27 protein-coding genes are annotated in these 26,078 nt (G+C 36.4%); 23 read left to right on the top strand and 4 right to left on the bottom strand.

Annotated elements, in window-relative coordinates:
- Position 1 precedes the first annotated feature (1 nt).
- Positions 2 to 1,483: a HAMP domain-containing histidine kinase gene (locus HFC68_RS02140; RefSeq protein WP_060743731.1), complete on the top strand. Its 1,482-nt coding sequence runs from the start codon at positions 2 to 4 to the stop codon at positions 1,481 to 1,483.
- Between the two features lie 60 nt (positions 1,484 to 1,543).
- Here the strand turns inward: HFC68_RS02140 and yidC are convergent, their stop codons facing one another.
- Positions 1,544 to 2,494 (bottom strand): membrane protein insertase YidC, encoded by a 951-nt coding sequence (gene yidC, locus HFC68_RS02135; protein WP_158190510.1) that lies wholly within the window; start codon positions 2,492 to 2,494, stop codon positions 1,544 to 1,546.
- Between the two features lie 79 nt (positions 2,495 to 2,573).
- Positions 2,574 to 2,846 carry an acylphosphatase gene (locus HFC68_RS02130; RefSeq protein ID WP_023440263.1) on the bottom strand — a complete coding sequence of 91 codons (273 nt, stop codon included), beginning with the start codon at positions 2,844 to 2,846 and terminating at the stop codon, positions 2,574 to 2,576.
- Positions 2,847 to 3,031: 185 nt separating this feature from the next.
- On the opposite strand from HFC68_RS02130, the gene HFC68_RS02125 reads away from it, so the two are divergent.
- From HFC68_RS02125 to greA, 8 genes are all read left to right on the top strand, one after another.
- Positions 3,032 to 3,799, top strand: coding sequence for an RNA methyltransferase (locus tag HFC68_RS02125; RefSeq protein ID WP_002833817.1), 768 nt, complete (start codon positions 3,032 to 3,034; stop codon positions 3,797 to 3,799).
- A gap of 97 nt (positions 3,800 to 3,896) precedes the next feature.
- The gene (locus HFC68_RS02120) at positions 3,897 to 4,406 is read left to right on the top strand and encodes a hypothetical protein (RefSeq protein ID WP_002833818.1); all 510 of its coding nucleotides are present in this window, start codon (positions 3,897 to 3,899) and stop codon (positions 4,404 to 4,406) included.
- 17 nt (positions 4,407 to 4,423) lie between these two features.
- Positions 4,424 to 4,756, top strand: a complete 333-nt coding sequence (locus HFC68_RS02115) for a helix-turn-helix domain-containing protein (protein ID WP_002833819.1) — start codon at positions 4,424 to 4,426, stop codon at positions 4,754 to 4,756.
- A 278-nt stretch (positions 4,757 to 5,034) separates the two neighbouring features.
- On the top strand, positions 5,035 to 6,081 hold the full coding sequence (gene pheS / locus HFC68_RS02110; RefSeq protein WP_002833820.1) for a phenylalanine--tRNA ligase subunit alpha: 1,047 nt from the start codon (positions 5,035 to 5,037) through the stop codon (positions 6,079 to 6,081).
- Positions 6,082 to 6,087: 6 nt separating this feature from the next.
- Positions 6,088 to 8,517, top strand: coding sequence for a phenylalanine--tRNA ligase subunit beta (gene pheT, locus HFC68_RS02105; RefSeq protein WP_167399612.1), 2,430 nt, complete (start codon positions 6,088 to 6,090; stop codon positions 8,515 to 8,517).
- A gap of 83 nt (positions 8,518 to 8,600) precedes the next feature.
- The gene (gene mltG, locus HFC68_RS02100; RefSeq protein WP_029257866.1) at positions 8,601 to 9,770 is read left to right on the top strand and encodes an endolytic transglycosylase MltG; all 1,170 of its coding nucleotides are present in this window, start codon (positions 8,601 to 8,603) and stop codon (positions 9,768 to 9,770) included.
- A gap of 15 nt (positions 9,771 to 9,785) precedes the next feature.
- Complete coding sequence (udk, locus tag HFC68_RS02095; RefSeq protein WP_002833824.1) at positions 9,786 to 10,442, top strand: uridine kinase; 657 nt, start codon at positions 9,786 to 9,788, stop codon at positions 10,440 to 10,442.
- 15 nt (positions 10,443 to 10,457) lie between these two features.
- Entirely contained in the window at positions 10,458 to 10,940 is a 483-nt protein-coding gene (gene greA, locus HFC68_RS02090) for a transcription elongation factor GreA (protein ID WP_011673213.1), read from the top strand.
- Between the two features lie 26 nt (positions 10,941 to 10,966).
- On the opposite strand, the gene HFC68_RS02085 is transcribed toward greA, so the two are convergent.
- Positions 10,967 to 13,582 (bottom strand): YfhO family protein, encoded by a 2,616-nt coding sequence (locus HFC68_RS02085; RefSeq protein WP_167399611.1) that lies wholly within the window; start codon positions 13,580 to 13,582, stop codon positions 10,967 to 10,969.
- A gap of 132 nt (positions 13,583 to 13,714) precedes the next feature.
- On the opposite strand from HFC68_RS02085, the gene HFC68_RS02080 reads away from it, so the two are divergent.
- The 7 genes from HFC68_RS02080 (at position 13,715) to HFC68_RS02050 (ending at position 19,094) form a co-directional block, all read left to right on the top strand.
- Entirely contained in the window at positions 13,715 to 15,805 is a 2,091-nt protein-coding gene (locus HFC68_RS02080; protein WP_167399610.1) for a penicillin-binding protein 2, read from the top strand.
- A 98-nt stretch (positions 15,806 to 15,903) separates the two neighbouring features.
- Positions 15,904 to 16,053: a 50S ribosomal protein L33 gene (gene rpmG / locus HFC68_RS02075; protein ID WP_011673215.1), complete on the top strand. Its 150-nt coding sequence runs from the start codon at positions 15,904 to 15,906 to the stop codon at positions 16,051 to 16,053.
- Between the two features lie 82 nt (positions 16,054 to 16,135).
- The gene (locus HFC68_RS02070; protein ID WP_011673216.1) at positions 16,136 to 16,699 is read left to right on the top strand and encodes a 5-formyltetrahydrofolate cyclo-ligase; all 564 of its coding nucleotides are present in this window, start codon (positions 16,136 to 16,138) and stop codon (positions 16,697 to 16,699) included.
- Between the two features lie 29 nt (positions 16,700 to 16,728).
- Entirely contained in the window at positions 16,729 to 17,418 is a 690-nt protein-coding gene (locus HFC68_RS02065) for a rhomboid family intramembrane serine protease (protein ID WP_167399609.1), read from the top strand.
- Between the two features lie 32 nt (positions 17,419 to 17,450).
- The gene (locus HFC68_RS02060) at positions 17,451 to 17,663 is read left to right on the top strand and encodes a YqgQ family protein (protein WP_002833522.1); all 213 of its coding nucleotides are present in this window, start codon (positions 17,451 to 17,453) and stop codon (positions 17,661 to 17,663) included.
- Positions 17,664 to 17,680: 17 nt separating this feature from the next.
- Positions 17,681 to 18,643, top strand: coding sequence for an ROK family glucokinase (locus HFC68_RS02055; RefSeq protein ID WP_002833523.1), 963 nt, complete (start codon positions 17,681 to 17,683; stop codon positions 18,641 to 18,643).
- A 31-nt stretch (positions 18,644 to 18,674) separates the two neighbouring features.
- Positions 18,675 to 19,094, top strand: coding sequence for a rhodanese-like domain-containing protein (locus HFC68_RS02050; RefSeq protein ID WP_002833524.1), 420 nt, complete (start codon positions 18,675 to 18,677; stop codon positions 19,092 to 19,094).
- 53 nt (positions 19,095 to 19,147) lie between these two features.
- On the opposite strand, the gene HFC68_RS02045 is transcribed toward HFC68_RS02050, so the two are convergent.
- Positions 19,148 to 19,324, bottom strand: a complete 177-nt coding sequence (locus tag HFC68_RS02045) for a DUF3042 family protein (protein ID WP_002833525.1) — start codon at positions 19,322 to 19,324, stop codon at positions 19,148 to 19,150.
- An 82-nt stretch (positions 19,325 to 19,406) separates the two neighbouring features.
- Here HFC68_RS02045 and HFC68_RS02040 point away from each other — a divergent pair, with 82 nt between their 5' ends.
- From HFC68_RS02040 to HFC68_RS02010, 7 genes are all read left to right on the top strand, one after another.
- On the top strand, positions 19,407 to 20,141 hold the full coding sequence (locus HFC68_RS02040; RefSeq protein WP_002833526.1) for a glycerophosphodiester phosphodiesterase: 735 nt from the start codon (positions 19,407 to 19,409) through the stop codon (positions 20,139 to 20,141).
- 1 nt (position 20,142) lies between these two features.
- Positions 20,143 to 21,075: a tRNA (adenosine(37)-N6)-dimethylallyltransferase MiaA gene (gene miaA / locus HFC68_RS02035; RefSeq protein WP_167399608.1), complete on the top strand. Its 933-nt coding sequence runs from the start codon at positions 20,143 to 20,145 to the stop codon at positions 21,073 to 21,075.
- A complete protein-coding gene (locus tag HFC68_RS02030; RefSeq protein ID WP_167399607.1) occupies positions 21,059 to 22,315 on the top strand; it encodes a methionine gamma-lyase family protein in 1,257 nt (418 codons plus the stop codon). The genes miaA and HFC68_RS02030 overlap by 17 nt, the downstream gene beginning before the upstream one ends.
- An 80-nt stretch (positions 22,316 to 22,395) precedes the next feature.
- The gene (locus tag HFC68_RS02025; RefSeq protein ID WP_023440271.1) at positions 22,396 to 22,761 is read left to right on the top strand and encodes a MerR family transcriptional regulator; all 366 of its coding nucleotides are present in this window, start codon (positions 22,396 to 22,398) and stop codon (positions 22,759 to 22,761) included.
- 34 nt (positions 22,762 to 22,795) lie between these two features.
- Positions 22,796 to 24,136, top strand: a complete 1,341-nt coding sequence (gene glnA, locus HFC68_RS02020; protein WP_002833531.1) for a type I glutamate--ammonia ligase — start codon at positions 22,796 to 22,798, stop codon at positions 24,134 to 24,136.
- A gap of 148 nt (positions 24,137 to 24,284) precedes the next feature.
- Positions 24,285 to 25,160, top strand: a complete 876-nt coding sequence (locus HFC68_RS02015) for a hypothetical protein (protein WP_055126206.1) — start codon at positions 24,285 to 24,287, stop codon at positions 25,158 to 25,160.
- A complete protein-coding gene (locus HFC68_RS02010; RefSeq protein ID WP_002833533.1) occupies positions 25,153 to 26,070 on the top strand; it encodes a hypothetical protein in 918 nt (305 codons plus the stop codon). The genes HFC68_RS02015 and HFC68_RS02010 overlap by 8 nt, the downstream gene beginning before the upstream one ends.
- Positions 26,071 to 26,078 lie beyond the last annotated feature (8 nt).

The following is a 26,078-nucleotide window of genomic DNA, read 5'->3' as shown; positions in this document are numbered from 1 at the left end:
TATGGAAAATAAAGTAATTAAAAAAAAGAGAATGTCGCTAAAATGGAAATGGGCTATCGGTACTGGTGTTGGAGTCCTATTAATTTTTGCACTTTTCTCTTTTTTTGTTTTTAAAATTGTAACAGATTCATTATATGCTGAAGAACATCGAGATGTGGAATCAACAGTAACCCAAGTAAGAAGTCGTCTTCAAAATGCGAATGAGATTAATTATAAAACTACGGATATATTCAGACCTGATTTAAACCAAAAATCGGCGGTTAATAATAACCAAGGTGGTTTTAATGATTCATTGTTAGCGAGTCTAACCAGGCGAGATTTAGTAGTTTCAGTTTATAATTTAGAAAAAGAATCAGTTTTTTCGAATCAAAGAATTAATATGAAGACTAGTCTCTCCGAACGAAAGTCAATTAAACGGAGTAAATTTCATCATAAAGATATTATTGTGGGACAAGCACCGATTATTAATAAAGATAATCAAGTAATCGGGTATGTACGAGTTGTTGATTTACTGGTGAAATATAATAACAGATATCAGCGCTTGATCTGGTTATTTACCTTAACGTCGCTTTTAATTTTTATGGTAATCTCCATTTTCGGTTATGGATTAACGGCATACTTATTAAAACCAATGAATTTAATTAATCAGTCGATGCGTAATTTAGAGGAAGATCCTCAAACCGATTTAAGAGTTCCTGAAATTGATACAAATGACGAGTTATCGGACTTGGCTCATGAATTTAATGATATGATTGATCGAATGCAACGCTATATTGATCAACAGAGACAGTTCGTTGAAGATGTATCACATGAATTGCGAACGCCAGTGGCAGTTGTGGAAGGTCACCTAAAGATGCTTGACCGTTGGGGAAAGGATGATCCACAAGTTTTGGATGAATCAATTAAAGCGTCCTTAGAAGAAACGCAACGAATGAAAAGTTTAGTTAGTGAAATGCTAGATCTAACACGAGCTGATCAAATTGAGATTAATTATGCCGATGAAAAAACGAACGTCGTTCAATTAGTAAATCAAGTATTCAATGATTTTAAGATGATTCATCCAGAATTTAATTTCGTAATGGATGACGATATTACTGGTGAACCCATTGTTCCTATATATCGGAATCATTTAGAACAAATTCTCGTAATTCTGCTTGATAATGCCATCAAGTACTCAAAAGATCGCAAAGAAATTCATATTTCAACTGCTAATACCAAAAAGACCGTTGAAATTGCTGTACAAGATTTTGGTGAGGGGATTGCTGAAGAAAATCTGAAACAGGTATTTAATCGTTTCTATCGTATCGATAAAGCTCGCAGTCGAGATCAAGGTGGGAACGGTTTAGGGTTATCCATTGCTAAGAAATTAACTGAAGAATATCATGGAAATATTTCGCTAGAAAGTTCAGTTGGTTCAGGTTCAATATTTAGAATTAAATTACCGATTATTGAAGATCAACAGATAGAAATTAGTGAAAAATAAAAAATCCTTGGAAAATGAGTTTTACTCAAAATTTTCCAAGGATTTTTTTGGTATTTAATTTTAGTCACGATGATGATTTTGTTTACCTGCATTACGACGAGGTTTGTTATTTTGTGGTTTAGAAACTGGTTTAGTTTCAGGTTCACTAGTAACTTCTGTGGCTGTTTCTGTAACATTTTTAAGATCTACTGGACCAGTTGGTTCAACAATCTTAGGAGGATTCTTTTTCATTTCCTCTTGGATCCGTGCTTTAATTTTTGGACGATAGAGATTAATTGCGAGTGTTTGGATACATGCAAAAACTCCACCAACAGCAAAGTAAAGTCCTAATCCACCAGGGGAAGAAAAAGTGAAAAATAGAATCATCAAAGGACTGACAATCATCATGGAACGCATCATTTTTCTTTGTTCTGGTGCAACACCTAAAGTACCTAACCAGCCTTGTAATAAGTAAACAAGGAAGGAAATTGCTGCCAATAAAATACTTGGCTTAGCCAAATTAATACCTAGGAATAGTCCCTGATGTAATTCAGGTGAATACTGAATAGCTGCGTATAATGCGGCAAAAACAGGAAATTGGATGATAATTGGAAGGCAACCAATTCCACCAGTCATGCTAACGTTGTTATCCTTATACAAGGCCATCATTTCCTGACTAATAGCGGCACGCTCTTCAGGCGTTTTAGCTGCTTGATTACGTGCTTGAAGTACCTTAAGCTGGGGCTGAATAAATGCCATTTTTTCTTGTTGAATTGTGGCTTTGCGAGATTGATTTAACATCAATGGAAGCAAAATTAAACGAACAACAAAAGTAACAAGAATAATCGCTAGCCCATAACTTCCACCAAGTAAGTGTGAAAGGTAATTCATAAAGTGCTGAGTGGGGATGGCTAGATAATCATAAATCGGTCCATACGGATTACCGTGTTTATCACGTTGGACACATCCACTAAGAACTAATGCGAGTCCCGAGATTAAAGTAATCGTCGAGATACTTTTAAGCTTTTTCATAATATACGTACAATTCCCTTCTGAATGCTAGAAATACAAGGGTAACTATACTTGATTTTCCGTCTTTTTTCAATGAAATTTAGTATTTAACAATAAAGTCTTGCCCTTCAAATAAGGGAATTGATTTAACAGTTAATTTATTGACTCGTCCAGATGGCGAAGGTGAGGCTTTTACTCCATCAATAAACTGGTCTAAAACAGCGTCTGGAGCCTGCGCCTCAATTTCTACGGTACCATCGGGGTTGTTTTTGACCCATCCAGTTACTTTAAGTCGATCAGCTAGTAATTTGGTTGTATAACGGAATCCCACGGCTTGTACCCGTCCAGAAGCGTTCATGTGAACAGCTTTCATTATAATCATTCCTTCCAAAAAGATTTATATTAATAATTTTAACATCGTTACCTTAATTTGTTAGTATGAAAGGTGTTAAGATTAAAAGTTCGACAAGTCTGTATATCATTTAGATTGTGATAATGATACGATTAAATAGGATAGAAACAGAATACTTACAAATGGTAAGGAGATAAGGTATAATTATGGAAAAGATTTCTTCAACAAAGAATTCAAAAGTGAAAGAATGGGTGAAACTAAAAACCAATAATGGTAGAAAAAAATTTAAGAAATTTCTTTTAGAAGGACGTCATCCAGTGGAGACGGCTTTGGAACAGGCAACTGAATATGAGTTTTTAATTGTCCAAGAAGACTTTGATTTGGGTGAGCTTGCTGAACAAGTCGATAATGACAAATTAATTTTAGTGACCAAAGAAGTTGCTAATCATATTTCAGATACTGTTCACGATCAAGGCATCTTTTTAATTGGTTACATTAACGAGGAAGATTGGCAATTTCCAGATGATTTGTCTGGAAAATGGTTAGTTTTGGATAATGTACAAGATCCTGGAAATATTGGTACAATGGTAAGAACGGCTGATGCGGCTGGGTTTACAGGAGTTGTATTTGGCGATGGGACAGCTGATTTCTATAACCCTAAGATTCTAAGGGCTATGCAGGGTAGTCAGTATCACTTGCAGTTGAAACGATTGAATCTTGAGAAATGGATTCGTAATTGTAAGGATCAAGGTAGTGTAATTTTTGGTTCAATTTTAGATGAAAATGCCCGTGACTATCGTAAAATTGATGTTCCAGACCAGTTCTCTTTGATTATGGGGAATGAAGGCAACGGCATGAGTGAAAGACTTATTGAAATGACGGATATGAATTTATATATTCCAATCAAGGGTTCCGCAGAATCTTTGAATGTGGCGGTTGCTGCTGGAGTGTTAATGTTTGGTTTGGCTGGTTAAGGTTTTGTTACGTTTTAAATTTGGCAATTAGATTTACTTGATTTAAAAAAGTATGACGCTAAGATGGTAGTAACTTAAGCTAAAAAGGAGCTTTTTAATGAAGTCACTAGATTGGAAAAATGATTCTGAATATATGGCAATTGTTGGAGATTTATTAGAGAAAAAAGAGGTTCAAAAGTTAGATAACTACACTCAACATCACAATGGAACTCGTTTGGATCACTGTATTAGCGTTTCCTATGAAAGCTATTTGTTAGCCAAAAAACACAATCTAGATGCTGTTTCGACAGCACGAGCTGGGTTACTCCATGATTTATTCTATTACGATTGGAGAACAACTAAGTTTACTTTGGGTTCTCACGCCTTTATCCATCCTCGGGTTGCTTTACGTAATGCGGAAAAGCTCACGGTCTTGAATGATAAAGAAAAAGATATTATATTAAAACATATGTGGGGAGCCACTATCGCGCGACCTAAATATTTTGAAAGCAGTATTGTGTCATTTGTAGATGACGAACAAGCTATTACTGAATATTTTGATCATGTTCGCAAGGAATTTAAGATGAAACTCATGAAATATAAAGAGAAGGTTATTAAGTTTATCTAGTAAAAGAGGTTTTTATAATGCAGAGTACACAACTAAAAGAACAAACTGATTTTGAACTTTGTCCAAAGTTTGAAAAGATGTTTGATATATTAGGAAAAAAATGGAATGGACTTATTTTAGAAGTGCTTATGAATGCTGGTCCACAGCGTTTTAAAGACATTGCGCATAGTGTTACGAAATGTAGTGACCGTGTACTTGTAGAGCGTTTGAAAAGCTTAGAGGAAGCTGGGCTAGTGGAACGATGTACTTATGAGGATTCTTCCTTAATTGAGTATCGATTAACAGAACAAGGTGAAAATCTACGTCCGGTGCTTGACGCCGCTCATAAATTTGCTGATTGCTGGTTTTAATTAGGTATTGACCTAATGCGTTTTTTTGGTTAAAGTAGCTAAGAGAATAAAAGCTCGAAGAGTAGTAGCTGATTTAAATTATCAGACAGAGAAGGAATCGTTAGGTTGAGAGATTCCGATGATGGTTTCAGTGAATTCGCTTCGATTTAAAAATGGGCAGGCCACCCGTATCTGGCTGACCAAGTGTGCATTGAGTTGCAAACAAGGGTGGTACCGCGTTAAAAAACGTCCCTTTCTAGGAGGGGCGTTTTTTTTATTTGGAGAAAGGTGGAAAGATCATGAGTTTACAAGAGAAGTTAAAAGAACTTGAAGAAAAAGGTCTTCAAGAAATTAGCGTTGCTAATGAATTATCAAAATTAAATGAAGTACGGGTCAATTTTTTAGGTAAAAAAGGTCCGATTACTGAGGTCCTCCGAGGGATGCGTGATTTAAGTAAAGAGGAACGTCCTAAGGTCGGTGAATTTGCTAATAAAGTACGTGATAACCTAACATCTAAATTGGAAGAACGTAAAGAAGAATTAGCACAGGCAGCCTTGAATAAAAAATTAGCTGAAGAGGCTGTAGATGTTACTTTGCCAGGGACACCGATGAAGCAAGGCCAACCGCATGTTATTCAGCAAATTATTGATAACTTGGAAGATTTATTCCTTGGGATGGGTTACCAAGTTGTTGAAGGACCAGAAGTTGAACTCGACCGCTATAACTTTGAAATGCTAAATCTGCCTAAAGATCATCCGGCTCGTGATATGCAAGATACATTTTACATCACGGACGAAGTTTTGATGCGCTCTCAAACTTCTCCAGTTCAAGCTCGAACAATGGAAAAACATGACTTTTCAAAGGGACCATTAAAAATGATCTCACCAGGGGTAGTTTACCGTCGCGATACTGATGATGCTACTCATTCACACCAATTCCATCAAATTGAAGGATTAGTGATTGATAAGAACATTACGATGGGTGATTTGAAAGGTACTTTAGTAACTTTGGCTAAGGAACTTTTTGGTGATCGTTTTGAAGTACGCTTGCGTCCAAGTTATTTTCCATTTACAGAACCTTCTGTTGAAGCAGACGTTACTTGCTTTAATTGTATGGGAAAAGGCTGTTCAGTATGTAAGTCAACCGGTTGGATAGAAGTATTAGGGGCTGGAATGGTTCATCCTAATGTTTTGAAAATGGCTGGTGTGGACACGGACGTTTACGGTGGTTTTGCCTTTGGATTAGGACCTGATCGTTTTGCAATGTTACGTTATGGTGTTGATGATATTCGTAATTTCTACCTAAATGATGTTAGATTCCTATCCCAATTCAATAAGCGAGGTTAATAAAAAATGAAACTTTCATACAAGTGGTTATCTAAATATTTAGAACTAGACTTAGAACCTAAAGACTTGGCTGAAAAGATTGAACGTACAGCTGTTGAAGTTGATTCAGTTACAAGATTAGATTATAAATTAAAGAAAATTGTTGTGGGTCATACCCTAGAAGTGACTGAACATCCTGATTCAGATCATTTGCACATTTGCCAAGTCGATGTTGGTGAAGAAGAACCAATTCAAATTGTTTGTGGTGCACCTAATATTGCTGCAGACCAAGATATTATTGTTGCTCTCCACGGTTCAAGAATCAAAGACAACGTCAAAATTAAGCGTAGCAAAATGCGTGGAGTTCCATCTAATGGGATGATTTGTGCTCTGCAAGAAATTGGTTACCCAGACAATGTGGTACCTAAAGACTATGCAGATGGAATTTACGTATTCCCAGCTGACAGCCATGTTAAACCAGGTGATTCTGTAATGGAAGCTTTAGGAATGGATGACGATGTGATTGATACATCCGTAACACCTAATCGTGGTGATATGTTCAGTATGAACGGTAATGCACACGAAATTGCCGCTATTCTAGATCAAAAGGCTAATTTTGAAGTTTTGAAGGTCCAAGACGAACAAAAATCAGCTGATACTTTAGCCGATCAAATAAAAGTTGAAATCGATGAGCAAGATGTTGCCCCAGTTTACAAGTTGATGGCCATTGAAAACGTGAAAATTACGCCTAGTCCATTCTGGCTACAAACGACATTGATGAAGGCGGGAATTCGTCCTATTAATAATGTAGTGGATGTTACTAATTACATTATGTTGAAATATGGACAACCTCTTCATGCCTATGATTTGGACCAACTTAAAGGTCAAATAATTTCAGTTGCTCCAGCGGGTGAAAATGTTAAATTTACTACTTTAGATGATGAAAAACGTGATTTGCGTCCAGAAGACCTTGTAATCACAGCTGATGGGACCCCGATTGCAATGGCTGGTGTGATGGGTGGAATGGCTACAGAAGTTAGTGATCAAACTCAAAATATTGTTATTGAAGCAGCAATTTTTGACCCAATTAAAATCCGTAAAACTGCTCGTTACCATAATCTACATAGCGAAGCTGCAATGCGTTTTGAACGTGGTATTGACTATAGTTCACTTGATGATGCATTAAACGAAGCAGCCAGCTTAGTAGCTGATTTTAGTCAAGGGAAAGTAATGAGCGGGGTAGTTGTTGGCAATGATACTAAACTTAATCCTGAATCAATTACAATCGCTTTAGCTCGTATTAACAAAATTTTAGGTACGTCACTTACTAGTGAAGAAGTCGTAGCTATTTTTGATCGACTTGGATTTAGTACAGAATTAGATGCTACAAAGCAGACCTTCAAGGTAACTGTTCCCGTTCGTCGTTGGGACATTCATATTGAAGCTGACTTGCTAGAGGAAGTTGCTCGAATCTTTGGTTACGACAACTTACCAGTGACATTACCAACTGGTGATCCAACCATTGGACAACTTACTACTGAACAGAAATTGATGCGGGCCTCAAGAACAGTTATGGAAGGCTTAGGGCTTACTCAAGCCATGAGTTATGGACTTACAACCATCGCCAAGAGTCAACAATTTGTGAAGGGTGATCACGAACTAGTGAAGGTCGATTGGCCAATGACAAAGGACCGAGAAGCCTTAAGAATGAATCTAATTAGTGGATTACTTGATGATATTGCTTACAATAAGGCACGTTCAGTGGAAAATGTTGCTCTTTATGAACAAGGGCGAGTTTTCTATGGAAATGGACAAGCACAACCAGAAGAAATTGAACATATTGCAGGAGCAATTACAGGTTCAATGCAGGCTAAGTCTTGGAATGAAAAAGAAAAGCCAGTAACTTTCTTTGATGTTAAGGGAATTGTAGAACAATACCTTAAGAATGTTGCCGTTGCTGGAGAAGTAAGTTATGTTGCAGACCATGATCGTCAGGGGATGCATCCGGGACGCACTGCTGATGTTTTGCTTGATGGAGATGTAATTGGTTTTATTGGTCAAATTCATCCAACCACTGCAGAAGAGTTTAAGATTAAGGAAACTTATGTTTTTGAATTGAATTTAACAAAAATTATTCATGCCGAAAAGAAGTTACAACATTATGACGTAATTTCTAAATATCCTGCAATTACACGAGACATTGCTATTTTAGTTAATAAGGAAGTTTCTAATACAGAAGTTCTAAACGTTATTAATGAAACTAAGCAAAAGAACTTGATAAAAGTTGAATTGTTTGATGTTTATGAAGGTAAGAACCTTGAAAAAGGGATGAAGTCCTTGGCATATCAATTTACTTATCAAGATACAAATGATACTTTGCAAGAAGATGCTATCAATGATGAATTTTCTAAGGTAATTAAAAACCTGGAAGAGAAATTAAATGTAACCGTTAGATAACCGTATTAAATCTATGTTACTTTAATGCGAAGTTAAAGATAGTTATTGTATAATTACCATTATTGTAAATGATAGGAGAAATGATCTTGGATAATAACAATGATTCGAATCAAAGACATAGTCGTGTACAGAGTAACTATAAACGACAAAAAAACGGTCACAACATTATTAAATGGGTGATTGGTATCTTAGTTGCTGTTGTTTTAATCACTACGTTTATGGGATACCGCTATTACAGCACTTCCCTACAACCTTTAGACGCGAAGAGCAATAAACAAATTGAAATTAATATTCCGGTTGGAACAACTTCACGAGGAGTGGGCTCGATCCTGGAGGATAAACATGTCGTTAAGAGTGGTGCAGTATTCAATTACTACACTAAGTCTAAGAAAATCAATAACTTCCAAGCGGGTTATTATGTTTTAAAACCATCGATGACTTTAAAACAAATCGCTAAAAAACTTGAAAAGGGTGGAGCAGCAGAGCCAATTGCCTTGAACGGTCCACGCGTATTAATCAAGGAAGGCGAAAATATTGATCAAATTGCTAATTCGATGAAATCTTCGAAGTACTTTAAGAAGTCCGATTTCTTGAAATTAATGAAAGATGAGGACTTTATAAAGAGTCTAGCTAAGCAATATCCTAAATTATTGGGATCGGCGATGAAGGCTCAAAATGTGCGCTATCGATTAGAAGGATACTTATTCCCAGCTAGTTATGCAATTGATAAAAATACCAAACTAAAAGATGTCATTACGCAAATGGTTGCTAAAGAGGATGCTGTTTTACAACCTTATTATTCTAAGATTAAATCAGATGGTTTAACCGTTCAGGAAACTTTGAGTGTAGCGTCACTAGTTGAAATGGAAGGTAGTAAATCTAGCGATCGCTCTAAGATTGCAGGGGTCTTCTTAAATCGTATCAAGCAAGGTGAAACATTAGGATCTGATGTTTCAACACGTTATGCAGTTAAAAAATCCGCAACAGAAGACTTAACTCAATCCGATTTAGCAAGTACTAACCCATATAACACTCGGGTGAATACTGGATTTATGCCAGGACCAGTTGATAATCCTGGTGAAGATTCTATTCTATCCGTGGTTAATGCTGATACTAAAGACGGATATCTATTCTTCTTTGCAGTTACAAAAAATGTATCTGGTTCAAAACATAAAGTTGGAGACGTCTTGTTCTACAAAGACATTACTTCATTTAACGAAGCAGTTGCGAAGTACAATCCAGAAGGTAAATAGTGAGGAATTAAGCTTATGAGTACAAAGAACAGCCCAATAATTATTGGGGTAACCGGGGGATCCGGTAGTGGAAAAACAACTGTTAGTCAAAAAATTCTTGAAGAATTACATGGTCATTCGATTTCTATCATTCAACAAGATTCGTATTACAAAGATCAAGCTGAAAAAACGATGGAAGAACGCCGGGCGGTTAATTACGACCATCCACTGGCCTTTGATGCCGACCTTTTATATGAACATTTAAAAATGTTGAAAAACAACCAAAAAATCGAAGTTCCTATTTATGATTATAAAATTTCGACGCGAAGTTCAGAAGTTATTGAACAAGACCCAACCGACGTGATTATCCTTGAGGGGATTTTAATCCTAGCAGATGAGCGAATTCGTGATATGTTAGACATTAAGGTTTACGTTGATACTGATGATGATATTAGAATTATTCGTCGTATTCGTCGCGATATGGAACAACGTGCACGAACATTAGATTCAATCATTAATCAATATTTAACGGGTGTTAAACCCATGTACCACCAATTTATTGAGCCAACCAAGCGCTATGCTGATGTGATTGTTCCTGAAGGTGGAAAAAACAGTGTGGCGATTGATTTATTGGTTACAAAAGTTCGCGATATTCTATCAGAAGATGGGCGCGATGAGAGTTTTAATAAATAATTTTGAGGTGTAAAAATGGCAGATGAAAAAACTTATCCAATGACTTTGGATGGAAAAGCTAAGTTAGAAGAAGAACTAGAAACTTTAAAAACAAAGACTCGTCCACAAGTTATCGAACGTATTAAAATCGCTAGAAGCTTTGGCGATCTATCTGAAAATTCAGAATATGAATCAGCTAAAGATGAGCAAAGCATGGTAGAAAGCCGAATCAATACGGTTGAACATATGCTCCACTATGCACAAATCATTGATAATGATGATATTGCTGGTGATGAAGTTTCTTTAGGCCGAGTGGTTGAATTTAAAGAGCTTCCTGATGAAGAACCAGAAGAATATACGATCGTTGGGGCTGCAGAAGCCGACCCTATGACTGGTAAAATTTCAAACGATTCACCAATTGCTAAAGCTCTTTTAGGTAAAAAAGTTGGCGATGAAGTTTCAATCGCTACTCCCGGTGGAGATATGAAAGTTAAAATCCTAACCGTTAAAAATGCTTAAAAACTAATCATATTAAAAAAAGCTTTTCACTTCTTATGAGTGAAAAGCTTTTTTTGTTGGAGCAAGACGAGCATTAGAAAACCAATTATGGTAATAGACATACCTAGCATAAAGAATGGTGGTATATAAGTAAACTTGATTTGATGTTTGCCAGAAGTTAATTTTACGTTGCTTCCTAAGAAGTAATTACCGACTTTAGAAGTAGGAATCGTTTTACCATCAATTTTAATGTGCCATCCCGAACTGTAAGGGATGGAAGTGAATAAGTAGGGTTTATCAGAATTAACGTTTAAATTGCCTGTGACTACGTTCCCAGCGTTTTTCACCTGCGTTAGACTATTTGTCTTAGCAGCTTGGTAATCTTGCTTAAATGTGCCGTAATGAAGCTCAGCGACACTAAAATCAGATAAAAGTAAACTTTGCTTCTTTAAAACAATTTGAATACGAACTTTTTTGCCTTTCATCTGATCTGCAATCGATAAAACAATTGGTTGGTCATAATCAAGGTCTTCAGTAATTCGTTGGTTGTTAACGAAGATATCCGCATTATCATGTGAAAGTTGTGATCCGGCGGTAATATAAATTGGATTATTATTTTTTGGCTCATATTCAAAAGTTACCGTGGCAGCCTTATTAAGTTTCTGTTTAGTTAACAGACCATTTTTAATATTAGGCGTGGAAGTAACATTTGAAAAGTAAATTTGGGCCTGGTTAGTAATGTCTGTAAATAAATTTTGAGAATGATTACTGATTTTTTTGAGTAAATTAGATTGATATTGCAAAGGATTTCCAATTTTTTTGGTATTACTTACCGGATGAGTAGTAGTAAGACCTAATGGAAGGGCATATTGATTTAAGTAGTTATCAGCATATTTAGTGTTACCAATCTGATGATACCTTTTTAAAACATCGTGCCGAACACTTTTAGTTGAAAAAGGATTATGGTCAGTTTCGTTATTTACAAATGACCAATACTTGAAGTTCAGAAGGGCATCAGAGATCAAGGTTCCGTTCATATAGGTCACATTTCCGGAAGTTGTAGGTTGGCCCAGAGCACTCATCATATCAAGCATATTAGTTTCTAGGTTAGAGTTAAAACTTGATCCACTATTGAAACCTAATTGAATTGGATCATTTTTAGTCCTAGAGTAATTTGTACCAATCCTCGAAAAATGATGACCTTGGTCTTTAATCTGGTCGATTGCATTGCGAGCTGCTGAGCTATATTGAGCAAATTCGGTTTGGCTAACATAACTTATACGATTCAACGACCAGATAGCATTGACAGATAAATCTAGGGCCATAAAACAAACTAAAATTGGCGTGAGCCCCGGATTAAAGTCTTTAGCTTGGAAGCCAACCCAAAAGACAAGCGCTGCAATAAAGATAATAACTCCAAATTGAATTTGATTCTCGGTCATAAAGTCGCTAATTTTTGGTAAATTTTTAGTTGATATATAAGCAACAAGACTAATGAGTGCTAAACCAGCGATGACGGGTTTTAAAAGTGCTTCTTGGATGGGATGTAATAGTCCTTCAAAAGCTAAAGTAAGAACCCAGAAACTAAAAATGAAACTAAAACGATATGCATACCACCATGGAAATTGCATGGCATGCCAGAATAAGTTTAATGGGGTGAAACAGAAAGAAAGTAAGAAAAAAGCAGTTATTAATAGAGCTCCAAGTCGTCTTTTTAAACCAATATTTTTATTGAAAAAGTAGGCGACAAAAGCCATTAACACAAACATTCCCACGTAAATATTTGGTAGACCATCAGACATTTGCTTAAAACTGAATGTCCCCGGCATTAATTTAGTTAACATTTTAAGTGGTGTGTAAGCAAAAGACCATTTAATTGAGTTTTCTGTATACTGTGCTTTACCATGGAGGAGAGCCCATAACGTCGGCATCCAAGCAATGGCGGAAAAAACTAGAACGTAAATCCAAGATTGAACATAGTGAAAAATCTTTTTCCATGATAACGGCGAAGCTCGCCATAGAAAGTAAATTAAGGTGAAAATACCAATCATATAAGCAAAGTAATAATTTATAATGACCATTAAGCTCATCGTCGTTACAAAAATTTTAATCTGATTTTGATCAATTAGAGCATCCAAACCAAGAATAATTAAGGGTAATAAGATGGAAGCATCTAGCCAAAAAAGGTTAAGTTGATTGGCGATGGAAAAAGCCATCAAACTATAGGCAGTAGCAAAACCAACAACACTAGCTCGCGGAGTGGTGATTTTATTTTTTTGAGCAAGATGCTGCAAGTAAATAGCAGATGTTAGTCCAGCTAAAGCGTATTTTAGTACAGTTATTACTAGGATTCCGGAAGTGATACTCTCTTTTTTAAAAAACAAAAGCAGCAAATTGGTTGGACTGAAAAGATAATAAGCCCAAGTACCAAACATATCTCCACCTAAACCATTGGAAAAAGAATAGAAAAACTGACCAGGATGACTGATAAGTGTACTGCGGAAATATTCATAGAACGCGACATATTGCTGTCCCATATCGACAGTTAATAGACTAGATGTTCCAAATGGAGCAAATCCGCGATAAACGAAGTATGCTAGCATAATGCAAGCGGGGATACATCCACTTAAAATTAAATTCTGATGTTTCTTAATAAAATCCATTAAAATCCCAACCTTTAAATTGATAATAATAGAATAGCACAAAACATGCTTAAGACTTTGTTAATACTATTAGTACACCGATATATTTTCTGGTAGAATGAACGAAGTGATCTAAAAGGAGCAACATAAATAATGAAAAATCCTAAAAAAATTAGGCGACCAAAAAGTGAATTACCATTTCGATTGAATTTGATCTTTTTTGTTGTCTTTGCGTTATTACTACTGTTAGTTGGACAATTAGGGTATTTACAAATTTTGTATGGCTCGAAGTTGCAAGCAGTCGTAAATCGAACTGATAACACCGTTGAAACCAATAATGTTCAGCGGGGGGTGATTTACGATTCTACTGGAAAGGTTTTAGTAGGAAATACTGCGCATCAGGCTATTTCATATACCAAGGGTGCCAACGTAATGGCTCAAGACATGTTCAATATTGCTAATACACTTGGAAAATATCTTGAAGCCAATGATACAGAGTTGAGTCGAACAGATATTGCGAATTACTTGCTGGCAGATTCTAAAAATAGTAAATACTACGAAAAGAAAATTACTAATCGTGAAAATTTGAGTAGTAAGGCAGTTCAGGAAAAAGAAATTGACTATATCAAAAATTCGGATATTAAGTTAAGTTCAAAGGAAGAAAATGCTGCTCGAATTTTTAAAATTATGAATGGAGCTTACCAACTTTCTACGGTTTATATTAAGGAAACGGATGTTTCTAGTAAGGAGCTATCTGAGATTGGTGAACACCTTTCTGAGATGCCTGGGGTCAAAATTTCAACAAGTTGGACTCGTAGCTATCCAGAGGGGAATGACATTAAGTCCCTAGCAGGAACGGTAAGTAGTTCCAAAACTGGTCTACCTAGTGATGAAGTTAACACTTTATTAGCTGAAGGCTATGCTCGTAATGATAGCGTTGGACAAAGTTATCTCGAAAAACAGTATGAATCAGTTTTAAAGGGAACCAAATCGCAGACTGCCATTCAAGTTAGCTCGGGAGGACAGATTGTTAAGAAAGTTCAACAATATGCTGGTAAAAAAGGTGATAATCTTGTTTTAACGATTAACTCCAAGTTCCAAGAAGAAGTCCAAAAAATTATGAAAGAGGCCTCAAAAAACGCTGGTGGACAATCAACTGGTGGTTATGCAGTGGTAATGAATCCTAAAACAGGAGCAGTGATTGCGCTTGCTGGTGCTGACCGAAATCCTTCAACAGGTAAGATGACAGATAATGTCTTAGGAACAATTAATGAACCAATTGTAATGGGTTCCGTGGTTAAGGGGGCAACAATTTCTGGAGCTTTGATGGACGGGGTTATTACTCCTAGCAATAATACCTTGATTGATGAACCAATTAAGGTGGCTGGAACAGGATCAAAGAGTTCTTGGTTTAATAGTACTGGTAGTGCAAATATGTCAGTTGACGCTTCGAGAGCGTTAGAAGTTTCTTCTAACTCATATATGATGCAATTAGCCATGAAAGAAGGAGGGTTTAAGTACTCCTCAGGGGCATCCTTGTCAGGGATGAATCCTAATGTCTTTAACAAATTGCGTGGATATTTTGAGCAATTTGGTCTAGGTACTAAAACAGGCATTGACCTTCCTGGTGAATCTTCTGGGTTTAAAGGACCTACTGGCTCTGCTAATATTGGTAAAGCGCTCGATTTATCTTTTGGTAATTATGATGCTTATACAACCATTCAAGTTGCGCAATACATGTCAACCATTGCAAATGGTGGTTATCGTGTTGCTCCACATGTGGTTGAACAAATTAGAAGTAGTAAACAAAATGGAAAAATGGGAGCAGTCCAAAAGACCGTTTCACCAACTGTTTTAAATCAAGTTGATATGACTTCTGCACAGAGAAAATTAGTTACAGATGGGTTATATGACGTGGTTCATGGAAGTAATAAATATAAGACCGGTGGGCCACTAGCTGGTATTTCTCCCGGAATTTCTGCTAAAACTGGTACAGCTCAGACGACAACCAATGGGAAAACAACAGTAACGTTGTCATTAGCTTCTTATGCTCCATCTAATGATCCTCAAGTGGTTGTTGCGCTAGCTTTGCCAGGATTAAGTACAAATGCTGGATCGGATAATATGACGGCTGCTAAGAAGATCTATGCGGCATATTGGAAATATGTCCAATCCAAATCAACCCTTACTAATCCAACTAAAGCAACCTCTGAAACCGCTGCTCAGAACTTGAATTCCAATTAATCGCAATTGGTTCTGGAAAATTTTTCAGAATAGTGGTAACATGTACAATGCTAGTGGATTTTCGAATTCAAATATATATATTAATGGAGGTCATTCCAATGCGTGTACACATTACTTTAGAATGTACTGAATGCCATAACCGTCAATACTTATCAAACAAGAACAAACGTAACAATCCGGATCGTTTGGAACTAAACAAGTATTGCCCTCGTGAACGCAAAGTTACATTACACAAGGAAACAAAATAATCGTAATTAAGGCTGGAAGACTGCAATTTGCTGTCGCTTCTAGCTTTTTTTATATATTTAAATGTAACTATGGGGGGATAAAATGAATAAAAATATCTTTAGGCAAACTCAAATTAAACGCTTAAATCAAATTGATATAACGTCTAAAAGAGCTAAAGAGGCGTTAATTTTAGAAAGTTTTTTCGATCAACATGAAGTAAAAAATGCTCGAAAATTAGCGATAACCATGAGTCACGGCTTTGAGCTAGACACAGCACCCATCATTCAACGGCTAATTGAAAATGGTAAATGTGTCTATGTCCCACGGACCTTGCCAGAACGACAGATGGAGTTCGTCGAATATAATTTAAATACACCCATGCAACCAAAGTTCCAAGGAATTTTAGAACCAGTAGGGGGGAACGTGGTTCGTCCCGAAGCATTGGATCTAATAATTGTCCCTGGTCTAGCTTATGAAGTTTCGAATGGTTATCGGTTGGGATTTGGGGGAGGATATTACGATCGTTACTTGAAAAAAACGCCAGCCTCGAAAATAGTTTTAGCTTTTTCAGAACAAATTTATTCAGACCCTCAGTGGGATGTAGAACCTTTTGATGTACCATTAGAAAAAATTATTACAGAAGAAGGGGTTCAATTTGAACGTTAGATGATTCGGTTTGAAAAGGAAGGTTCTTAATGAGTGATCAAAAACAGCTTTTAAAGCGTCTGTACGAAGGCCCATTCGTTACACAAACAATCGTGGGAATTAATATTTTAGTTTTTCTTTGGTTGACGCTAATCGGCGGAAGCACGAATATTTCAGTCCTAGTTACCCACGGTGCTTTGGTACCGGTGCTGGTACAAAACGGTCAGGGACTGTGGACAATATTTACATCGATGTTTATTCATATTGGATTTGAACATATCTTGTTTAATATGATTGCGTTATACTTTATTGGTAGGCTTTTGGAACGAATGATTGGTCATTGGAAATTTGTATTAATATATATTTTTTCGGGACTTTTTGCTAATTTAGCAAGTTTGGCTCTCTCAAACCCTAATAGTATTTCTGCTGGTGCAAGTGGGGCTATTTTTGGGATTATCGGTGTATGGCTGATGATGGCAGAACAGTATCGAGAGTACCCCGCATTAATCGATATGGGTAAACAAATGCTATTATTTAGCGTTTTGGGCTTGATAAGTGGACTGTTGGGTACTAACATGAATATTATTGCGCATTTAGGTGGTTTAGTTGCTGGATTTTTAATAGCGTATGTAATCGGATTCCCTAAATTTGGTAAGGTTCCAACTTGGAAACGTATTGGTAGTACAATTTTAATCGTTCTTATGATGATAGCGTTTTGTAAATTAGCGTTTACATCATAACAATAATCTGGTAAATTAGTTGAGATGGTATTATGAAAACACTTTATGATGTGCAACAACTTTTAAAGCAATTCGGAATATTTGTTTACGTTGGAAAACGTAAATGGGATATTGAATTGATGAGTATTGAATTGAAAAATTTGTACAAAGCAGGAGTCGTCGATAAACCGACTTATGTTAAAGCTCAGTTGGTTTTACGACATGAGCATCATATTGAAGAGGTTAGAGATAACCAACAAAAATAATGGAGGGTTTCGAAGTAATGGAACGTAAATTAATCGGTGTCGATCTTGGTGGAACAACAATTAAGTTTGCTATTTTAACTGAAAATGGCGATGTTCAACAAAAATGGAGTGTGGAAACAAATGTTTTAGATGAAGGTTCACACATTGTTCCAGACATTATTGACTCAATCAATCATCATCTTGATTTATATAAGATGACTAAGGATCAATTTATTGGAATCGGGATGGGAACACCGGGAACTGTAAACCGCGAAAATGGTACAGTAATTGGTGCTTTCAACCTGAACTGGAAAGAAACTCAATACGTTAAGGATGCAATTGAAGATGGTACAGGAATCAAGTTTGCCATTGATAACGATGCTAATGTTGCTGGTCTAGGTGAACGTTGGAAGGGTGCTGGAGAAAACGGCGAAGATGTTTCTTTCGTTACTCTTGGTACCGGTATCGGTGGCGGTTTGATTGCTGGTGGACAATTGCTTCATGGTTTAGCTGGAGCTGCTGGTGAAATCGGACATGTTACGGTTGATCCTGAAGGTTACCTATGTACATGTGGTAAGCGTGGATGTCTTGAACAATATGCCAGTGCTACAGGTGTTGTTCATGTAGCCCGCGACATGGCGGAAGAATTTTCTGGCGATTCAGAACTTAAACGTGAAACTGATGACGGACAAGATATTACTTCTAAATTAGTTTTCGACCTTGCAAAGAAGGGTGACGTTTTAGCTCTTCGCGTTGTTGATCGGGTCTGCAGTCTCCTAGGACTTGCTTTAGGTAACTTGGCTAATACTTTAAACCCTGAAAGCATTGTTATCGGTGGCGGAGTTTCAGCAGCTGGTGATTTCTTATTAGAACGTGTCCGTAATTATTACGAACAATATGCATTCTCAACTGTTCGTTCTTCAACCCAATTAAAATTAGCTCGCTTAGGAAATGACGCTGGTGTAATCGGTGCCGCTTCATTAGCTCGTGTATTTGCATAAATAAAACAAAAATTTTGGAGATGAGAGAAACATGGCTGTTGCTGCTGCAAAATATACAACCGGATTTTGGATAAATACAATCGTGATCATCCTTATCATTGCATATCTAGTTTATCAACTTTACTTATACTGGAAACGTGGTAAGATTTCGACTCAATTAGATGATGATGAATTTCGAGCTGGAATGCGTAAAGCACAAGTGATTGATGTTAGAGAAAAGAAGGAATTTGATGCAGGTCATATTCTTGGTGCTAGAAATATTCCGTATTCGCAAATGAAAAACAGAACCCAAGAATTGCGTTCTGATTTACCGGTTTATTTATACGATCAAGGACGTACTTTTAGTGGACGTGCAGCAATGCTTCTATCCAAAAAAGGTTTCACCCAACTCTACATTTTAAAAAATGGATATCAACGTTGGACTGGAAAAACTAAAAAGACTAAATATTAAAAAGAGATTGGGTTAAAATAGAATTAATCCAACCTCTTTTTTATTTGTGTAGGTTAGCCATTATGTGCAGAGTGCTGTTTACGGTGCGCACGACGACGATTTTCTTCGGTGCGTTCGACTTGTTCTTCAACAGGTTCAACTACGACTTTATGAAAAGCGAAGAGTGCCCCAGCAATTGCACCAAGTGTTGAGATTGTTCCAAATAGAAAACCTTTTACAAATTTACCCATCTTATTCAGCTCCTTACTTATGATTACCTTAATTATGCGCTGAATTGATTTAAAATGCCAGAAATAGATATAGGAGAACGATATGATTACTCAAATTATTGCCCACCGTGGAAGTAAAGGCGTGCGACCAGAAAACACAATAGTGGCTTTTAATAAAGCTATTGACGAAGGCGCTGATGGAATTGAGACTGATGTTCACTTGTCTAAAGATGGGAAGTTAGTCATTATTCATGATGAAACTGTTAATCGGACCACAGATGGAGAAGGCCGCATTTTTGATAAAACCTTAGCTGAAATTAAGAAATTAGATGCGGGAGCATATTTCAGTGAAAAGTATGTTAACGAACGCATTCCAACGCTCCAGGAAGTGGTTGATTTATTAATTCAAAGAAAATATCATGGTATTTTTAACCTAGAATTGAAAACAGATAAAATTAAATATCCAGGAATTGAACAAAAGGTTTATGAAGTTCTTAAGGGTGAAGATTTCCCATTCCATTTGGTATATTCCAGTTTTAATCCGAAATCGATTAGCGTGTTACATCAATTACAACCAGAAGTTGAAGCTGCTAGCTTATTTAAAATTAATACGAAAGCAGCTCGCCGATTCAGTAGAAGAAGAATTATTCAAGAGTGGCACCCAAGTATCGCATGGGTGCGTAGTCATCGATTTTTCTTACCTCACGTCCAATTGCGGCCATGGACAGTCAATTCTGAAGATGATATCAAGTACTGCTTTAAAAAGAATTTTAAGGGGATTATCACGGACTATCCAACAAGAGCTTTAAAAATTAGAAAAAAGATGCAGGGAGAATAATATGGAAAAAGTTTTAGCGATTGTTGGTCCAACTGCAGTCGGAAAAACCAACCTGTCGATTGATATTGCAAAAAAATTTAATGGAGAGATCATCTCTGGGGATTCGATGCAAGTCTATCAAAAATTAGATATTGGCACGGCAAAAGTTACCATAGAGGAAATGCAAGGAATCCCACACCATTTGATTGATACCAAGACTATCCATGATCGCTTTTCAGCTGCTGATTTTAAAGAAACAGCTCAAAAATTGATTAGTGAAATTAGTCAGCGAGGTAAGCTACCAATTGTGGTTGGTGGAACCGGTTTTTACCTACAGGCTCTATTAAGAGATTTGGAGTTAGGAGGTAGCAATGAGGATCGAAATCAAATTGAAGCGATCCGTACAGAGTTAAATCAAAAAGAAAATGATGAACTATTATCGATACTAAAAACAATCGATTTAGCAACTTACGAAAATATTGATCGAAAGAACCGGCGACGAATTATTCGAGCAATTGAAGTTTTTAAAGTGTCAGGCCAAAAGATGTCAGAACAGCAAATGCAACCGACGGCGGTTTATGATGACCTACTAATTGGCTTAAATACAGAACGCTCTATCTTATATCAACGTATCAACCATCGGGTAAACACGATGTTAGACGCTGGACTTGAAAATGAAGCACGCTGGTTGTTTGACGAAACTAAGGTACCACAAGCCAACAAGGGGATTGGATATCGAGAGTGGCAAGGTTATTTTGAAAATGAGAAGACTTTATCAGAAACCATTGAGCTAATACAAAAGGATTCTAGACACTATGCTAAACGTCAACTTACATGGTTTAGAAATAAGATGGATGTAAATTGGTATGATATTATCCAAAATCCACAAGAGCAAGCAAAGATATATATAAAAATTGAAAACTGGTTAGGTGTTAAAAATGAATTGGAAAGATGATTTTAAACCGGAAGTAAAAAGAATCGTTGAAGAGGTTGAAAAACAAATTCAACCACGACTAAGTGAGATTGATGATCAAGTAACTTTTAATCAACGGAAAGTATTAGAAGCCTTTCAAAAGGAAAGAATTTCCGAAGAAAATTTAAATGGAGCGACTGGATACGGTTATAACGATATGGGAAGAGACGCTCTAGACCGAGTTTATGCTGATGTTTTTAAGACAGAAGATGCGTTGGTCCGGCCACAATTTGTTTCTGGGACTCACACAATTAGTTCGGCCTATTTTGGAATGTTGCGTCCTGGAGATAAGTTATTATACTTAACGGGGATGCCTTATGATACGATTCAAGAAGTGATTGGCGTCACTGGTAAAGCAGGAATGGGTTCATTGAAAGACTTTAAAATTGATTTCGATTACGTCCCTTTGTTAGAAAATGGAAAAGTTGATTTTAAAGCTGCCAAGACTAAGTTGACGGATCAAGTTAAAGTAGTAGCAATTCAACGTTCAAGAGGTTACTCTAGTCGTTCTAGTTTTACCGTTGATGAAATTAAAGTGATGGTAGATCATGTTCGGGAGATTTTACCCAATGCTATTATTTTTGTTGATAATTGCTATGGTGAATTTTCAGAAATAGTGGAACCAACTGAAGTAGGCGTTGATGTCATGGTAGGTTCATTAATTAAAAATGCTGGGGGTGGAATCGCCCATACTGGTGGATACGTTGTTGGAAAGCAAAAATTAATCGAGATGATTGCTAATCGTTTAACTAATGTTGGTGCAGGTAAGGAAGAGGGAGCTACCCTAGAAAATCTTCGCAGAATGTATCAAGGCTTTTTCATGGCCCCTGAGGTTACGGGATCAGCAATTAAAGGCGCTATTTTTGAGAGCGCAATTTTAGAAAAGTGTAATTTACAAGTTGATCCTAAATGGAATGATCCACGGACGGATTTGATTCAAACAATTAACTTTGGTGAACCAGATTCAATGATTCGCTTTGCTAAGCAAGTACAAAAAAATTCACCAATTGATTCATATGTTGATCCAGAGCCATCTCAAATGGCTGGATATGAAGATAAAGTTATTATGGCAGCGGGTACCTTTGTTCAAGGAGCCAGCATTGAATTTTCTGCTGACGGACCAATTCGCCCACCATATACACTGTATTTACAAGGTGGTCTAACTTATTCACACGTAAAAATTGCAATCACTAAAGCCGTTGAAGAAACGTTCTTTAACTGATGTTAGAAAATGTAACATCAGCTATTGACGTAGCTATCATTGACTGTTAAACTTAGTTCAATATTAAAGGAGTTATTGGTATGAGTGAAAAAGAGCTTCGTCGCTCGATGGCTGTTTTACCGATTGGTACAGTTATGAAGTTAACATCTCTTACTGCTCGACAGATTCGATACTATGAAGAAAACGAGTTAGTTTTTCCAGATCGAAGTGAAGGAAATCGACGTTTGTTTTCGTTGAACGATATTGATCGATTGCTTGAGATTAAAGATTTTATTGCAGAAGGTTTGAATATTGCTGATATCAAGCAACGCTTTGAGCAACGAAAAGAAGAACTGAAACGCTCCATTTCGGATACTCAAATGCGGAAAATCTTAAGAGAAGAATTACTTCAAACTGGAAGGCTATCGGATGATTCTGGCCCAGTCTTTCCAATTAAACGAGTTTAGTATAAAAAAATAAAGTGGGGCGTTACATACAGTTATGGCAAAGAAAAATTATTCGCAAGCAGATATTCGTCAGATGGCAAAGGATGAAAATGTACGTTTTCTCCGATTAATGTTTACAGATCTTTTTGGAATAATTAAGAACGTTGAAGTACCAATTAGTCAATTGGACAAACTATTAGATAATAAATTGATGTTTGATGGTTCCTCAATTGACGGGTTTGTTCGGATTGAAGAAAGTGACATGTATTTATACCCAGATCTTTCTACTTGGATGGTTTTCCCATGGGGAAGCGAACATGGCAAGGTGGCTCGCATTATTTGTGAAGTATACTCAAATGATCGTAAACCATTCGTGGGTGATCCACGTAACAATTTAATTCGAGTACTCCAAGAGATGAAGGATGCAGGATTTACTGATTTTAATATCGGACCTGAACCTGAGTTTTTCTTGTTGAAATTAGATGAAAATGGCAAACCAACCACTAATTTAAATGATAAAGGTAGTTACTTTGATTTAGCTCCTGTTGATTTAGGTGAAAATTGCCGTCGTGATATTGTTTTGGAACTTGAAAATATGGGCTTTGATGTTGAAGCTTCTCATCATGAAGTTGCTCCAGGACAACACGAAATTGACTTTAAATACGCCGATGCTTTGACCGCTGCCGATAACATTCAAACCTTTAAGTTGGTTGTTAAGACAGTTGCCCGTAAATATAACCTGCATGCTACATTTATGCCTAAACCTATGGATGGAATCAATGGTTCAGGGATGCATTTAAACATGTCACTTTTCAATAAGGAAGGCAATGCTTTCTATGACGAAAAGGGTGACTTACAACTTTCTCAAAATGCTTACTGGTTCCTTGGTGGACTATTGAAGCATGCTCGTAGTTATACGGCCGTATGTAACCCAATTGTTAACTCGTACAAACGTTTAGTTCCTGGATATGAAGCTCCAGTATACGTTGCTTGGTCAGGTTCAAACCGTTCACCACTTATTCGCGTTCCTTCAAGTAAGGGACTCTCAACTCGTTTTGAAGTTCGAAGCGTCGATCCAGCTGCTAACCCATACTTAGCAATTGCATCAGTATTGGAAGCAGGCTTAGATGGCATTAGAAACAAGATTGAACCAGAAGATTCCGTTGATCGTAATATCTATCGAATGAACATTCAAGAACGTAATGAAGAGCATATTACAGATCTACCTTCAACATTACACAATGCTTTGAAGGAATTCCAAAATGATGATGTAATGCGTAAGGCATTAGGAGATCACATTTTCCAAAGCTTCCTCGAAGCTAAGAAGTTAGAATGGGCTTCTTACCGTCAAGAAGTGACACAATGGGAACGTGATCAATATCTCGAAATGTTCTAGACAAATATCTATAATAAGAGTTATAACACGGTTAATCGTGTTGTAACTCTTTTTTTGTGAAGAATGTTTAAATTTATTGTCGAATTCCTTTATTTATTTGAAATTTTTTTGTAACATTAGAGACAGAACGATAGAATGGAGCGATATCATGGCAGATGAACGTATGAATCACGAAGAATCCAGTCGGGATATTTTAATCTCGCAACTGAAAAACAAGGATCAATACATAAACGAATTGGCGGAAGCAATTGATCAGCACAACGATTTGCGCATTTATCAATTGCTAGGACCTTTGCGCTATCGGGATGAAATTAACGATGCTTTCAACTTGGAATTTGGAGAATATCCATTTGAGTTAGTAAAGGATCAAAGACAAGAATTAGCACATTTCTTGAGTGATAATTTGATTGATTATTTAATCGAAAAATTTCCATTTTTCTATTACCGCGAAGTTGAAAAGGGACAATTTAAAGTCTTCTTTGGTAATTGGTGGGATCGCCGTGAAATCGGGACACTTGATGCATTGAATGTTGAATACACACTAGACGAAGAAAAACTTGAAAAGCTTGAAAAAGCATTGAATATTGATGAAGCGGGTAAAACTTTAAACTCAGACCAAATCAACCAATTATCAGCTAAAAATGTTGAGTTACAAAAAGTGGTTACCGCTCAAACTGAACTTGAAGATAAACAAAAAGAATTGATGGAACGTCAAAATAACTTGTCAGATAAGGGCGGTTTATTTGAATCAAATAAGATTAAAGAAGAACGCCAACAAATTAAGGAAGAACTTGCTAAGATCGCTGAAGAAGAAGAACAAGCGGCTAAGGCTCCTGAACAAATTCGTAATAATCAAAAGCAAATTTTAGTTCTTTCCAAGGAAGATACCACGCTCAGTTTTGAAATTGAGGCTTTAAAGAAGAGTTTCACGAGTTATAGTGAGTTCCGTGAAACTGCCGACCAACTGTATAAAAATTATCTCAGTAGCCTATTAGACGAAGGGCAGGTAAAGTCTAATGGATAACACAATCAATGAAGATAAAAAAAGAGCAACATTATCCGACAAGTTGCTGAAAGTACAATCTGATTTGGATGCTGGATTAAGCAAAGGTCGTAGTTTCGCAGAATTATTTCGTACTTTAACAACTACAGATGATAATGTCGAGTTATTGGATGCTGCAAAAAAACTTTATGCGTTCGTAGTTGATAGCGATGCAGTTATTTTTCCTCAGAAATTTGAAGCTAGTGACTATTATTTAATTTTTATGACTCGCTTAATTGAATTAAGTGGTTTAAAAACTAAACTGGGTCTGGAAGTTGAACAAGAAAATAATTACCAAAAACTTTTCCATACTTGGACAGGGACTAGCCAAAAGTTCCGTTTTAAAATGGCAAATAATCAGGCTGAATATGTTGATCAGGCAACGCAACAAACTATTTTTCATTTGAGTTTAGATGAACGGAAAATGAGCTTTAATACTGATACAATTAATAATTTTTATTTTCTAAATCAGCAAGATGACGAAGATAGCTTGGTTGACGAGATTAAGTTATTTACTAAATTTGGCCAAATTTTAGAAGAAGTATACAATTTTGAAGTTGACTTTAATATGTTTGATGCTCGTAATAATAAAGTTTATGAGTTTGATCAAACTAGCTTAAATACAGATATTATTGATGAACTTTTTGTGGATGCTGCTAAAAATGGTTTTACTTTGCTAAATGCTGAGAAACTATTGGGAGCATACCTAAAATTAGATAATCATGTAGTTTTCTCGATTTTTCAAGAGATACCAGCAACCGACCAATGGGCTATTCAAGTTAATGATAAAAGTGAAGAAAAATCATTGTTTGATATCTTGAAGCAGTACGATTTCTTGAACGATTGGTATGTTAGAAATATTGCAGATTTAAAATTAAAAATGTTATTTTAGGTGATTAA

This window comes from Pediococcus sp. EKM201D (assembly GCF_011800215.1).
GTDB lineage: Bacteria > Bacillota > Bacilli > Lactobacillales > Lactobacillaceae > Pediococcus > Pediococcus pentosaceus.
Note: the sequence above shows the minus strand (reverse complement) of the source record. Positions and strands in the feature narration are given on the sequence as shown.